This is a genomic window from Phyllobacterium sp. TAF24 (assembly GCF_052113785.1).
Taxonomy (GTDB): domain Bacteria; phylum Pseudomonadota; class Alphaproteobacteria; order Rhizobiales; family Rhizobiaceae; genus Phyllobacterium.
Genome location: NZ_JBFRDN010000001.1, coordinates 1 through 13,788 on the forward strand (window position 1 = coordinate 1; position 13,788 = coordinate 13,788).

9 protein-coding genes are annotated in these 13,788 nt (G+C 56.8%); 2 read left to right on the top strand and 7 right to left on the bottom strand.

Translation table 11 applies throughout. The annotated features are described in order from the left end of the window. Nucleotides 1-369 precede the first annotated feature (369 nt). From AB4Y96_RS00005 to AB4Y96_RS00035, 7 genes are all read right to left on the bottom strand, one after another. Nucleotides 370-1,122, bottom strand: a complete 753-nt coding sequence (locus AB4Y96_RS00005) for a polysaccharide deacetylase family protein (protein WP_441915250.1) — start codon at nucleotides 1,120-1,122, stop codon at nucleotides 370-372. 87 nt (nucleotides 1,123-1,209) lie between these two features. Beyond that, nucleotides 1,210-3,873 carry a pyruvate, phosphate dikinase gene (gene ppdK, locus AB4Y96_RS00010; protein WP_441914843.1) on the bottom strand — a complete coding sequence of 888 codons (2,664 nt, stop codon included), beginning with the start codon at nucleotides 3,871-3,873 and terminating at the stop codon, nucleotides 1,210-1,212. 544 nt (nucleotides 3,874-4,417) lie between these two features. Further along, nucleotides 4,418-7,876, bottom strand: coding sequence for a chromosome segregation protein SMC (gene smc, locus AB4Y96_RS00015; protein WP_441914844.1), 3,459 nt, complete (start codon nucleotides 7,874-7,876; stop codon nucleotides 4,418-4,420). A gap of 72 nt (nucleotides 7,877-7,948) precedes the next feature. Further along, the gene (locus AB4Y96_RS00020) at nucleotides 7,949-8,659 is read right to left on the bottom strand and encodes a DsbA family protein (RefSeq protein ID WP_441914846.1); all 711 of its coding nucleotides are present in this window, start codon (nucleotides 8,657-8,659) and stop codon (nucleotides 7,949-7,951) included. A gap of 467 nt (nucleotides 8,660-9,126) precedes the next feature. Continuing rightward, a complete protein-coding gene (locus AB4Y96_RS00025) occupies nucleotides 9,127-9,627 on the bottom strand; it encodes a DUF721 domain-containing protein (protein ID WP_091880871.1) in 501 nt (166 codons plus the stop codon). A gap of 34 nt (nucleotides 9,628-9,661) precedes the next feature. Then, entirely contained in the window at nucleotides 9,662-10,636 is a 975-nt protein-coding gene (locus AB4Y96_RS00030; RefSeq protein ID WP_441914849.1) for an SDR family NAD(P)-dependent oxidoreductase, read from the bottom strand. Nucleotides 10,637-10,667: 31 nt separating this feature from the next. After that, nucleotides 10,668-11,978, bottom strand: a complete 1,311-nt coding sequence (locus AB4Y96_RS00035; RefSeq protein WP_441914850.1) for an O-antigen ligase family protein — start codon at nucleotides 11,976-11,978, stop codon at nucleotides 10,668-10,670. Between the two features lie 87 nt (nucleotides 11,979-12,065). Here AB4Y96_RS00035 and mutY point away from each other — a divergent pair, with 87 nt between their 5' ends. Both mutY and AB4Y96_RS00045 read left to right on the top strand, forming a co-directional pair. Then, nucleotides 12,066-13,145, top strand: a complete 1,080-nt coding sequence (gene mutY / locus AB4Y96_RS00040) for an A/G-specific adenine glycosylase (RefSeq protein ID WP_441914852.1) — start codon at nucleotides 12,066-12,068, stop codon at nucleotides 13,143-13,145. Beyond that, on the top strand, nucleotides 13,142-13,753 hold the full coding sequence (locus AB4Y96_RS00045) for an HAD family hydrolase (RefSeq protein ID WP_091880877.1): 612 nt from the start codon (nucleotides 13,142-13,144) through the stop codon (nucleotides 13,751-13,753). Before mutY ends, AB4Y96_RS00045 begins: the two co-directional genes overlap by 4 nt. The last annotated feature ends 35 nt before the right edge of the window (nucleotides 13,754-13,788 follow it).

A 13,788-nucleotide genomic window follows, 5' to 3' on the forward strand; every position in this document is an offset into this window, starting at 1 on the left:
TCCCCCACAAGGGGGGAGATCAGCTGTATTACTGTCTTTGCACAATCTGAAACGTTTCCGGTTGTGCAAAGGCAGTTATGCCAATGTGATCTCCCCCTTGTGGGGGAGATGTTCGACAGGACAGAGGGGGGTGATTGCCGCCTGTGCACGATTCATGGTTCGTGGTTCGACAAGCTCACCATGAGGGAGAGGGGTGGATGCAAGGCTAATCGCAGAGATCGCGGATCACGAAGGGTTGCAGAACTTGCTCCCTTCATCACCCCTCTCCCTCATGGTGAGCTTGTCGAACCACGCACCACGAACCTGCACCATACCCCGCAGCAACAAACATCGTCACCAGCAGTTTACACCCAAATCAGCTGTAATTGCTCAAACCCCTGAATGAACAGGCTGGGCAGACACCGTCACATCCTGAAGGCGCACGAAGCGGAAGCCTTTTTTCTGTAAGGCGAGCACGCCCTTGGCAACACCTTCTCCGGCCACACGGCTGGGCTGGTTGATGTGGGCGATGATGACGTCACCATCTTTGGCGGCGGAAATGCGCTTTTCCACCTGCCCCGCCATCAGCGAAGCGCCCATATCGGCATTGAGCGAGTAACCGGCAACGCGGTAGCCCATGTCGTGGATGATGCGCATGCCGTTTTCGCTGTAACGAGCCGTCGCGTCGCGATACCAGACCGGCTTGGCGACCGACGCTGTCAACATAGCATCGACACCGCCCTGAATCTCACTGCGGATACCCGCCTCGGTGCCAGCCGTTTTCAGCCCGAACATGGTCGGCTGGTTGTCGATAGCGGGGACATGGTTCAGCCCATGGTTCTCAAGTTCGAACAGATCGGGGTGCGTCTTCATGACGGCAAGCGCTTCGGCATTGCGCCGCATCCAGCGGGCGGTGACGAAGATCGTCGCCGGAATATGGTTTTCAACCAGCGTGTTCAAGATGCGCAGGTCCGTCTGGCCCGAACAGGCGTCGAGCGTCAAAGCCACCTGTGGAGAGACCGCACCGCCCTTGGCAATGTAGAGTTTTGGCTCGACGAAAGACGCCTGATCCTTGGCCGTTGCGATACCCGCAGGGGCGATCAGAAGAAGAGCAGCGATGATTGCAGAAGCTGAGCGCACGATATTGACCAATAATGAGGATTTCGCGCAGCTACACGCGCAGATCGCGTCCAAAATGCGGCATTGGCCCTGTGAACAGGGCCAATAACACTACTTTTTCTTCGCCGAAGCCTGCGCCGCCGCCAGACGGGCAATCGGCACACGGAACGGCGAGCAGGACACATAGTCGAGACCCGTCTCTTCACAGAAGTGAATCGAAGCCGGATCGCCGCCATGTTCGCCGCAAATGCCAAGTTTGATATCCGGGCGCGTTGCCCTGCCCTTTTCCACGCCAATGCGCACCAGTTCGCCCACACCATCCACATCGATGGAGACAAACGGGTCCTGCTCGATAATGCCCTTCATCTGATAGGTCATCAGATAGGATGAGGCATCGTCGCGCGAAATACCGAAGGTTGTCTGCGTCAGATCATTGGTGCCGAAGGAGAAGAACTCAGCCACTTCGGCAATCGAATGGGCACGGACAGCGGCACGCGGCAGCTCGATCATCGTACCGACGAGGTAGTTGATCTTGATATCCGCTTCCTTCATCACATCGGCAGCAACCGCATCGATGCGAGCCTTGACGAAATCAAGTTCAGCGCGAAGGCCAACCAGCGGCACCATGATTTCAGGCTCGATAGGCGCGCCGGTGGCTTCGGCGGCCTGTATGGCCGCTTCAAAGATCGCCCTTGCCTGCATCTCGGCAATTTCCGGATAGGAAATGGCAAGGCGGCAACCGCGATGCCCGAGCATCGGGTTGAACTCATGCAGGCTGTCAGTCCGCTCCCGCAGTTTTTGCGGGCTTATTTTCATGACAGCCGCAACGTCAGCAATTTCCTCATCCGTCTTGGGAAGGAATTCGTGCAGCGGCGGGTCGAGCAGTCGAATTGTGACCGGAAGGCCGTTCATGATTTCAAAGAGTTCCTTGAAATCAGCACGCTGCATCGGCAGCAGCTTGTCGAGCGCCGCACGGCGGCCCTTTTCGTTGTCGGCCAGGATCATCTCGCGCATGGCAAGAATGCGGTCGCCGTCAAAGAACATGTGTTCGGTGCGGCAAAGGCCGATGCCCTCGGCACCAAACGACCGCGCCATGCGGGCATCGGTTGGCGTGTCGGCATTGGCGCGCACTTTCATGCGGCGTGTGCGGTCGGCCCATTCCATGATCTTGGCAAAATCGCCTGAAAACTCAGGCTGCAGCATGGGCACGGCGCCCTTGAGCACCTGCCCGATACCGCCATCGATGGTGATGATATCGCCCTTTTTCAGGAGCACACCGGCGGCGAGCAGCGTTTCATTGCGATAGTCGACGCGCAGCGAACCCGCGCCCGAAACGCAGGGCTTGCCCATGCCGCGCGCCACCACGGCCGCATGGCTGGTCATGCCGCCGCGCGTGGTCAGGATGGCCTCGGCGGCGTGCATCCCGTGAATGTCTTCCGGGCTGGTTTCAATGCGCACGAGAATGGCCTTGCGTCCCTCGGACTTCAGCTGTTCGGCATCCTCGGACGAGAACACGATCTCACCCGTGGCGGCACCCGGCGATGCAGGAAGGCCGCTGCCGATGACATTGCGCTTGGCTGACGGGTCGATTGTCGGGTGCAAAAGCTGATCCAGCGACGCCGGATCAATACGCAGCACCGCCTCAGCCTGACTGATCAGGCCTTCATTGGCCATTTCAACCGCGATTTTAAGCGCTGCCTTGGCGGTGCGCTTGCCGGAGCGCGTCTGCAACATCCACAGCTTGCCGTTCTCGATGGTAAATTCGAGATCCTGCATGTCGGTGTAGTGCTTTTCCAGCCGGTCCGACACGGCGCAGAATTCGGCGAAAGCAGCCGGCATCAGCTTTTCCAGTGAAGGCTTGTCGGAACCAGCTGCAATGCGCGCATCTTCGGTGATGTTTTGCGGCGTTCTGATGCCCGCAACCACATCCTCACCCTGCGCATTGACCAGAAACTCGCCATAGAGCTTCTTTTCGCCAGTGGACGGATTGCGCGTGAAGGCAACGCCGGTTGCCGAGCGCTCGCCCATATTGCCGAACACCATGGCTTGAACACTGACCGCCGTGCCCCAGCTTTCCGGGATATTGTGCAGGCGGCGATAGGTGATCGCGCGGGCATTCATCCAGCTGGAGAATACGGCACCAATGGCGCCCCAAAGCTGCTTTTCCGGATCCTGCGGGAATGGTTCTTCCAGCTCTTCCTCGATCTTGGCCTTGTAAAGGTCGATAACGCCCTTCCAGTCATCGGCTGTAAGCGCCGTATCGATCTCATGGCCAAGATTGGCCTTGGTATCCTCAAGAATTTCCTCAAAGACAGAATGGTCAAGCCCCATCACCACATCGGAATACATCTGGATAAAGCGGCGGTAACTGTCATAGGCAAAACGCGGATCACCGGATTCGCGGGCGATGGCTTCCACCGTCTCGTCATTGAGGCCGAGATTGAGCACCGTATCCATCATGCCGGGCATGGACGCGCGGGAACCGGAGCGCACCGAAACAAGCAAAGGTTTTGACTTATCGCCGAAATCGCGACCCGTCACCTTGGCGATGTGACCAAGTGCTTTTTTGACATCGGCTTCAAGCGTATCGGGATAGCGGCGGCCATTATCATAAAACCAGCTGCACACTTCCGAAGTGATGGTAAACCCCGGAGGGACCGGCAGCCCAAGCGCGCACATTTCCGCGAGATTGGCACCTTTGCCACCCAGAAGATTGCGATCACCGGCGGAGCCTTCCGCCTTGCCGTCACCGAATGTGTAGACCCACTTCACCATTGCAGCCTCCCTGCCGCCGTCCATGTGCCGCAAAGCACTGATGAAGGTCTATTCGATAGAAAAGGCAAGCACCATCGAAAAATGCTGCATCGCAGCATTCAAATCGATTAGCAGGGTAAATCCGCGTTAATCTTTGAAATCCTTCGTCATTTCAAGCTTGAAGCAGTCCATAAGTCTAATGCTGAATTGGTGGGTTATAGTTCGTGGTTCGACATAACAACCATGAGGGCGATGGATGGATTGCAATGATAATCGCCAAGGGTGCCGAGCTTGGCTCCCTGCATCCCTCCTCTCCGTCATCCTCGGGCTTGACCCGAGGACCCACAATCTAAAAGCGCGGGGCATCCAGGTTCGTTTTAACCCGTTAGCCGTGGGTCCTCGGGTCAAGCCCGAGGATGACGGAGATGGATGGGGTGTGGGGAGTCAAGCTCTGCAACCTTGGCGGTTAGCGTTGCATCCACCCCTCTCCTTCATGGTTGTTATGTCGAACCACGCGCTATGCTCATGCAAGAACCTCTTGAACCACGCACTGATATGGTGAAATCTAGCTTGCCTCGCGCAGTTGCTCGGCGGTCTGGAGATCGACCGATACCAGCTGGCTGACACCCTGCTCGGCCATGGTGACACCAAAGAGGCGGTTCATGCGGGCCATGGTGATGGGGTTGTGGGTGATGACGACGAAACGCGTCTCGGTTGAGGCGGCCATCTCGTCCATCAGATTACAGAAGCGCTCGACATTATGGTCATCGAGCGGTGCGTCCACCTCATCGAGCACGCAGATGGGTGCGGGATTGGTCAGGAACACCGCAAAGATCAGCGCCATGGCGGTCAGCGCCTGCTCGCCGCCAGAGAGCAGCGTCATGGTCTGCGGCTTCTTGCCGGGCGGGCGGGCGAGAATTTCGAGGCCGGCTTCCAGCGGATCTTCCGATTCGATCAGTTGCAGCTCTGCCGTACCACCACCGAAAAGGTGGGTGAAGAGCCGCTGGAACTGGGCATTCACCACTTCGAACGCCGCAAGCAGCCGCTCGCGGCCTTCACGATTGAGGCTCTGGATCGCCTGACGCAGTTTTTTGACCGCCTCGATAATGTCTTCGCGTTCGCTGACAATCGCCTCAAGCCGCGCTGACAGTTCTTCCTGTTCTTCCTCGGCGCGCAGGTTGACGGCACCAAGGCGCTCGCGCTCGATCTTGAGCCGCTCCAGATTGCGATCCGTCGCATCGACATCGGGCAGCGGATCATTGGGGCCAAGGCCGGTCAGCTTCATTGCTTCGTGCGGGGCGCAGTTCAGCGCCTCGGCAATACGGGTTTCGGCGTCCTGGCGGCGTTCCTGCGCAGCGGCAAGGCGCTCCTCGGAGCGGGCCCTGCCCTCGCGCGCCGTGGCAAGCGACTGGATGGCATCGGTGGCGGCGCGGTCAAGTTCCTGCTGGCGTGCCTCGGCAATAGCAAGCCGGTCTCCGGCTTCCTTGCGCAAAGCTTCGGCTTGCGACAATTGCGACAGCAGCGCCCGGTTGCGTTCGGCAATTTCGTCAGGCGCATCCACCAAATCGGCAAATTCTTCCTCGGCTTCCTGGCGGCGCTCGGTCAGGGATTCGATCTGACGATCGGCATTTTGCGCACGATCATTCCAGCTTTTACGCTCAAAGCCGATGGATTCAAGCCGCCGCATGCGGTTCTCAGCTTCGCGGCGCAGACCTTCATGCGCCGCACGCGCTTCAGCAAGAGTTGCGCGATCCGTCATGACCTCAGCGGTGAGATGCGCAAGCCGGATATTGACTTCTTCAAGGTCCGGCGCGCGGGCCAAACGATCCTCGGCTTCAAGGTATTGCTCCTGCGTTTCGGCCAAGGTCTCGGCAAGACGTGATTTGCCTTCATCCAATGCGGCGCGGCGGCTGGAAAGCTGCCCGGCGGCGCGTTCGGCAGCGGCCAGTGCCTCGCGCGCGTCGCTGACACCACGCTGCATGGCGCGCCAATGATCACGGGCGGTGCGTTCATTTTCGACCGACTGGCGCACGGCAGCTTCCGCTGCGGCAATCGCCGCTTCGGCTTCACGCAAATGCTTTGTTGCCTCGACCACTTCGATATCAAGTTCGGCAAGGCGGTTTTTCTGGGCCAGACGCTGAGCGGCAGGTGTCGGCGCATCGGCGCTGGCCGTATAGCCATCCCAGCGCCAGAGCGCACCTGAACGGCTGACGAGCCGCTGTCCTGTTTTCAAGGATGTTTGCAGCCGTGCGCCATCAGCCTCATCGACGATACCGATCTGGGCAAGGCGGCGAGCCAGCTGGAGCGGTGCCTTGACGACGCTGGCAAGCGATTTGAGACCTGATGGCAAGGCGGGATCATCGCCAGCCCCATCCACGTCGCCCCAGAAAACCGGGGCGCTGCGATCAACAGGCGCGTCCAGATCTTCACCCAGCGCCGCACCGAGGGCGATTTCAAAACCCTTTTCTACTTTGACCGCCTCAACGACAGCGGGAAACAGATCGGAACCGCCGATATTGATCATTTTTGCCAAAGTCCGGGCTTCGGTCTCGATGCGGTTCAAATTGCTGCGGGCATCCTGCAAGGGCTGGCGCAACTGCGCTTCATTGCGGCGCGCCGTTTCAACGGCAGCTTCAGCGGCCAGCGCACCTTCTTCAGCGTGCTCAAGTGTAGCTTCCGCCGTTTCGACCAGCGCCTGCTTCTCGATGGGGTCGGCAAGGGCGGCGATCTGCGCCGTAATCCCGGCAAGATCGCGCTCCACATCGTCCATCTGCCGGACAAGACGCTCGCGGCGCTCAGCACTTTCGCGCAGATTCCGTTCAACCTGCGCCCGTTCGGCGGTCGCCTCGGCACGCTCGGCTGTCACCTTGGCAAGTGCTGCTTCACTTTCCTTCAGCTTGGCGTCGGCCCGTTCAAAATCAGCGCGGGTTTCCAGCTCGTGCTCACCCGCATTGGCATTGTCTTCATTCAGCGCGCGTTCTTCCGCATCGAGGCGAGCGATAATATCGGCATTATCGCGCACCATCTGCTCTTCGCGAGAGATATCGGATGTGAGCTGGGCAAGGCGCTTTTCCAGTTCCGACTGGCGGGCACGGATACGCTGGGCTTCTTCATCGATCTGTGAGCGGGCAATGGTCAGGCGCTGCAATGCCGCTGCGGCCTTGGCTTCCGCCTCGCGCAGATCGGGCAGTTTGTGCGCGCCAATGGCCTGTTCCTTGGCCGCATTCATCTGAACCTGCGCAAAATCACCGACACCCGATGTGGCCGCTGATAGAGCCGATTGCGCCTCGGCTTCCTGATTTTTGGCAACAGCCCACTTCAGATGCAGAAGAATAGCTTCCGAACGGCGAATATCCGCCGACAGGCTTTTGAAACGGTTGGCCTGGCGCGATTGCCGTTTCAGGCTCTCGATCTGAGTTTCCAATTCGCCAACGACATCTTCCAGCCGTTCCAGATTTTGCTCGGCTGCCCGCAGGCGCAGTTCAGCCTCATGGCGGCGGGTATGCAGACCCGAAATGCCAGCGGCCTCTTCCAGAAGTGCACGGCGTGCCTGCGGCTTGGCCTGAATGAGTTCACCGATGCGGCCCTGCCCGACCATGGAGGGTGAACGGGCGCCTGTCGACTGGTCAGCAAACAGCAGTTGCACGTCCTTGGCGCGGGCGTCCTTGCCATTGATGCGGTAGACCGAACCAGCCTCACGCTCGATACGGCGCGAGACCTGCAATTCATCGGCATCATTGAAGCTTGCCGGGGCGCTGCGGTCCTGATTGTCGAGGAAAAGCGTCACTTCAGCCGTATTGCGCGATGGGCGCGTGCCGGAGCCGGAGAAAATAACGTCATCCATGCCGGATGCGCGCATATTCTTGTAGGAGTTTTCGCCCATCACCCAGCGCAGGGCTTCCACCAGATTGGACTTGCCGCAGCCATTGGGGCCGACAACGCCGGTTAGCCCGCCTTCAATGACGAATTCGGCGGGCTCGACAAAGGATTTGAAACCGAGAAGGCGGAGTTTTGTGAAGCGCATCAGACGGCCCTTCCCCAAAACGCCATAGGGACGGACGCGATAAGGCGTCCGCCAGATTTCAACAGGCAGCTATCAGAGTAGACCGTCGATAATCGCTGACATTTCGTCAACCGATAGGGCTCCTGCATACTTCGTGCCGTTGATGAAGAATGTCGGTGTGGCATTCACGCCGAAATCCTTGGCTCCGCGGTCACGCGATGCATTCACATCATCCAGAAGTTTTTGGTTCGTCAAGCAAGCGTTGAACGACTCCTGTGTAAAACCGGCCAATTTGGAGATTTGCAGCAAAGGTTCTACCGCATTTGCCGATGCAGCCCATTGTTCCTGCTGTTTGAACAGCACATCAACCAGCGGATAATAACGATCCTCAGGGGCGCAGCGTGCCAGCATGAAGGCAGCGGCAGCGCGCGGATCGAACGGGAATTCGCGCAGGATGAGTTTTGCCTTGCCCGTATCGATGTACTTTTCCTTGATGGTCGGCAACGTCGCAACGGTGAAGTGCGCGCAGTGCGGGCAGGTCATCGATGCATATTCAATGATGGTGACAGGCGCTTCGGCCTTGCCCATCACGATATCCTTCAAGGGGCCCTGTTCCAGAAGCTTGGCCGGATCAATCTTGCCGGCAGCCTCAGGGATTTTCACATCGGATGGTACAGGCGTCGAAGCAGCAGCAGGCTTTGCCGCATCTTCTGACCATGCCTGGTTGCCCGCAGTTGCAGCGAGCGCCGCCGTCGATACGGCCGCGAGGGTCAGAATGTTTCGGCGTGTCAGCATTTCGGTCATAAGGATCACCTGTCTCCGGTGTTGATTATGCGTTGATTGACTCAATAGAGCCCCATGGCAGTCTCTTTAAGGCAGAGCTTGCATTCTGTCTTTGAATTTTTCGTGATCTGGACGGGAATAAAATCAAGTCAATGGGATAACGGGGTGGGTTGTTGGTATTTGGTGGTTTGAGTGTTGATGGGCTGACGAAGCTGTGGGGTGTGGTTCGTGGTTCGACAAGCTCACCATAAGGGAGAGTGTGGATGTAACGCTAATCACCTACGTTGCAGAACTGGACTCCCTGCAACCCACCCATGCCTGTCATCCTCGGGCTTGACCCGAGGACCCATAATTTAAAATGTTGAATATCCGGATTTACCTGATCTTTTTAGCAGTGGGTCCTCGGGTCAAGCCCGAGGATGACGGAGATGGATCATGAAAGGGAGCCAATCTGCGCGACCTTTATGCTGCAACCGCCGCACTCGAACCTAACGCTTGATCTTTTCCGCGTGGATGCTCTGGCCGAGGCGTTCCAGTGCCTCACGCAAGCTGTCATCCTCGATGGCTTCCACCACGCGGCTGATCTTGCCCTTTGTGGCAGCATCAACAGGCGGTAAAGCGCGCCGCTTCGGTGCGGGCAGAGTAATCGCCTTCTGCTCGATCTTGATGCGGCCGACGGCGGCGAAGCCCAAAAATGCGTTGACGCGGCTGATGATTTCGCCGGTTTCGTGCTGAATGCGCATGGCTGTAAAGCCCTGACAGGCGATAACCAGCGTTGCGGGCTGGAATGGGTCGTCTTCATGGGCGCGGCGCGGCCATAGCAATTTCAATGGACGCGACTGATCGCCGAGAGCCGGACCAACCACCTCTTCCCACGCCTGAACGAGTTCAATCGTGATGCCGGCGCGCTTGCGCAGGACAGGGTCGAGAATGCCCGATGCGGGATCCGCCAAAGGCCGGAATCCTCTTTGCTTGCGGTCATTGCTCATCGTACCAAATGCCTTGCATCAAGGAAGGGAAGTGTCAGCGGCCATTATAGCCGCGAAACCACTCAACAAACAAAGGAATACCCTCTTCCAGCGTCGTCTTCGGGCAAAAGCCCAGATCGCGCGTGGCAAGATCGATGTCGGCAAACGTGCGCTCGACATCGGCTGGCGGCATTGGTTCGAACTTTTTGATGGCTTCCCGGCCCACAGCCTGTTCGATGATCTCAATAAAGCGCAACAAAGCCACTGGATTATTATTGCCAAGATTATAAACAGGCGCGGTCTCATCGGGATTGGTCAGGATGCGATTGATCGCACCCAGCACACCGCTGACAATATCGTCGATGAAGGTGAAATCACGCGCCATCTTGCCGTGATTATAGACCTTGATCGGCTCGCCCTTTGAAATGGCATCGGTAAAGAGCCATGGGGCCATATCAGGGCGGCCATAGGGGCCGTAGACGGTGAAGAACCGCAAGCCAGTGGACGCGACCTTGTGCACATGGGCATAGGAATAGGCCAGCAATTCCGCCGATCGTTTTGTTGCCGCATAGACGGAAACCGGGTTGTTGACCGGATCGCTTTCGGAAAATGGCACTTTGGTATTGGCACCATAGACCGATGATGAACTGGCATAGACCACAGGTGGGTGTTTTGGCATGACGCGCGCCTGTTCGAAAACCGTCACCTGACCATGCACATTGGCGTCGACATAGGCGGCAGGATTTTCAACCGAGTAACGGACACCGGCCTGAGCCGCGAGATGCACAATGACATCCGCATCCATGTCTCGGGCAATGGCGGCGCGCAATTCTTCAGGTTTGGCGATATTGGCCCTGATAAAGCGGACACCAGCCAGACCTTCGAGCGCTGACAGGCGCGTTTCCTTGAGAGCGACCTGATAGTAATCATTGAGATTGTCGATGGCGACGACCTCGAAACCTTCACTGGCCAGCCGTCTTGCCACGTGAAAGCCGATAAAGCCTGCCGCTCCGGTAACAATCGCTTTCATTTCAATACTTTATCCCAAACACCCATTATTATTATGCAGCCAGAGCGGCCTTGTCATCTTCGGCGCGGTCTGCGATTTCCCGCATCGACAGATAGGGTATCGTGCCGGAAACCGAAGAAATGAGAAGCGTCATATAGATGAAAACCGCATCGGTGGCATCATGACCGAACATGATGCCGAACATGCCTGTTATCACATAACTGGTAACGAGCAGCAGCGAAAGCGCCATCATCAGATCACGGCCCGGTCCGGGTTCTTTCAACCTTGCCGCAACAATAGGCGCAGATAACAGCAGGAGCAGCGCCAGAATACCCAATACGCCACCGTCAACAGCAGCATTCAGAAACCCATTATGGACATGGGTGAATGTCATATATTTCTCAACGGGCAATTCCAGAGCCTCATTGACAGACCGCATGCGATTTTGCGGACCCTGCCCGATGAAAGGTGAAGCAAAGAATGCCTTCTCGGCACCGCTCCACAGCTGAATCCGGGCGCCCAGCGAACTCATATTATCAGGCTTTTCATCGAGTTGGACGATATCGATCTGCAAGGCGCGATAACGATCAAGGATTTTGGGTATCGCAGCCAGGGCCACCACGACAAGCAAAAGTACAATCAAAACTTTTACCGTTCTGTTGATCGTCGGCAATGTCTGACCGCGCAGATACCAAAACAGAATGGCGCAATGAACGGGAATCACCAGCCATGCGGACCGGGTTCCGGAGAGAAACGCGCAAATTATACCGCAGGTGAAACCGGCAATTGCAATTATGCGTTCGGTCCTACTTTCTGAATGGACATTGAGCAGTGAAATACTGCCGAAAAGAACCGTGAAAAGTCCGAACACAGCGGCATTACCTGCACCGCCTGCTGCCCGGCTCTCAATAAACAGCACCTGAATAATGCTGTAGATCAGAGCCCCAATCATCCCGATGCCTGCGCCTGTAACAAAGAACGGTACGAGGCGCCCCTGCAAACTCACTCTGAGACGAGGGATAAGTGCCCATACCGCCAGAAACGGGATCATTTTCAGGAGATATTCGCCGCCCTTTGCCAGATTGGGGCTGAGAACAACGGTGAGAGCCGTGACCAGGACATAGGTGGTGAAAATCCACGCAATGACGCGATCCTGCCGTGTCATCTGATACGGATAGCGCTTCAGGCTCAGTGAAATGATCGCCCAGAGGAACGCGCACACCAGCGTCACCGATGTTCCGCTGACCAGCAAACCCGGGAAAAGCGCAAACAGAAACGTGAATATACGATTGTTCCGGTCGATACCGATCAAACGCCCTTTGGTGGGAAGCAGCAGGGCGTTGGTCAACTGAGCTGGAAACATTTATGAATCCGAATATTCTTGAATTTGCGATCGCAACCGTTTCATAAGAAATGTCACACCACTTCCCTGTAAAGCAGTTTTGGATTGATGCAACCTATAACCACTAAACTGCTACTATGGTATAATTCCCACCATCGAATTTTACCCTGGCGCATAACGCCTGATGAACACAAGTCAGGAATTGTGGCAGATCCTTACCGAATCTGGCTGTCGGAAATCATGCTTCAACAGACAACGGTTGAGGCAGTAAAGCCCTATTTCCTGACCTTTATAGACAAATGGCCAAGCGTTATGCACCTCGCTGCGGCCACTCAGGATGATGTCATGCGGGCATGGGCCGGGCTTGGTTATTATTCGCGCGCCCGCAACCTGAAGAAGTGCGCCGATATTATCGCGGCCGATTTCGACGGGCGTTTTCCTGATGATTTTATAAAGCTTAAATCATTGCCGGGGATTGGCGATTATACTGCGGCGGCCATTGCATCCATCGCCTTTGACAGGCCGATTGCGGTTGTTGATGGCAATGTCGAGCGCGTCATTACACGGCTTCATGCTTTGGCCACGCCGCTGCCCGCGGCAAAACCCGAGATCCGGCGCCTGATGCAATTGCTGACCCCAGACAAACGTCCGGGTGATTTTGCCCAGGCGATGATGGATCTCGGTGCGACGATTTGCACACCCAAGCGCCCGGCCTGCGTGATTTGTCCGCTCAATGACAATTGCGAGGCGCTTAAAACCACCGACCCCGAATTTTTCCCGGTAAAGGCACCCAAAAAGGACAAGCCGGTTCGTCTTGGCGCGGCATTCGTGGCAATTTCGACCGAGGGTGAAGTCTATCTACGCGGACGGGCACAAACGGGATTGCTCGGCGGTATGGCTGAAGTACCGACAACAGAATGGACATCACGGATCGACGGCGAAACCGGCGTCGAAGCTGCGCCGTTCAACGCAAAGTGGCTGCCCAGCGGTTCGATTACCCATATTTTCACGCATTTTGAACTGCGGCTGACGATCTATCGGGCGGAGAATATTCAAAAACAGGCCAGCAATGACGGCTGGTGGATACGCATTGAAAATCTGGACGGCGAGGCATTGCCGACGGTCATGAAAAAGGCCATTGCTGCCGCGATACCGGATGCATTCGAGAAGAGAAGGAAAGAGGCATGACACCCGTCAAACACATCGTTTTCGACATCGGACAGGTTCTTATTCACTACGATCCCGATGTTGCTTTTCGCAGTGTCATCCCTGATGAGACCGAGCGTAAATGGTTTTTCGAAAACATCTGTACCCATGAATGGAATCTTGAACAGGATCGTGGCCGCAAATGGGCCGATGCCGAAGCGCTGCTGATTGCCGATTTTCCTGATCGGGAACATCACATTCGTGCTTTCCGGCAGAACTGGCACCAGATGATCACCGGTTCAATTGATGATAGTGTCGTGATCATGCGCAAGCTGATCGCCGACGGGCATGATGTGACCATGCTGACGAATTTTGCGTCCGATACGCTGCGGGAAGCTTGGCAGCGCTTCCCCTTCCTGACCGAAAGCCGTGGTGTGACCATTTCCGGCGATATCGGCCTGATCAAGCCTGACAAGGCGATCTACGACCACCATGTTGCAACGTTTGGTGTTGACCCTGCTGCAACACTCTTCATTGACGACAGTGCAAAGAATGTCGCTGGCGCACAGGCTGCCGGCTGGCAGTCGGTGCAGTTCATCAATCCGCAGACGCTGCGCGCAGACCTTCATCATCTCGGCATTCGTGTCTGAACCAGAACGACGAAACGCCCAAGGCAGCAACCTTG

What these genes read in the sequence shown, in the direction of transcription:
- ppdK (WP_441914843.1), bottom strand. Translation starts at nt 3,873, where the DNA reads ATGGTGAAGTGGGTCTACACATTCGGTGACGGCAAGGCGGAAGGCTCC.
- smc (WP_441914844.1), bottom strand. Translation starts at nt 7,876, where the DNA reads ATGCGCTTCACAAAACTCCGCCTTCTCGGTTTCAAATCCTTTGTCGAG.
- AB4Y96_RS00020 (WP_441914846.1), bottom strand. Translation starts at nt 8,659, where the DNA reads ATGACCGAAATGCTGACACGCCGAAACATTCTGACCCTCGCGGCCGTA.
- AB4Y96_RS00025 (WP_091880871.1), bottom strand. Translation starts at nt 9,627, where the DNA reads ATGAGCAATGACCGCAAGCAAAGAGGATTCCGGCCTTTGGCGGATCCC.
- AB4Y96_RS00030 (WP_441914849.1), bottom strand. Translation starts at nt 10,636, where the DNA reads ATGAAAGCGATTGTTACCGGAGCGGCAGGCTTTATCGGCTTTCACGTG.
- AB4Y96_RS00035 (WP_441914850.1), bottom strand. Translation starts at nt 11,978, where the DNA reads ATGTTTCCAGCTCAGTTGACCAACGCCCTGCTGCTTCCCACCAAAGGG.
- mutY (WP_441914852.1), top strand. Translation starts at nt 12,066, where the DNA reads ATGCAACCTATAACCACTAAACTGCTACTATGGTATAATTCCCACCAT.
- AB4Y96_RS00045 (WP_091880877.1), top strand. Translation starts at nt 13,142, where the DNA reads ATGACACCCGTCAAACACATCGTTTTCGACATCGGACAGGTTCTTATT.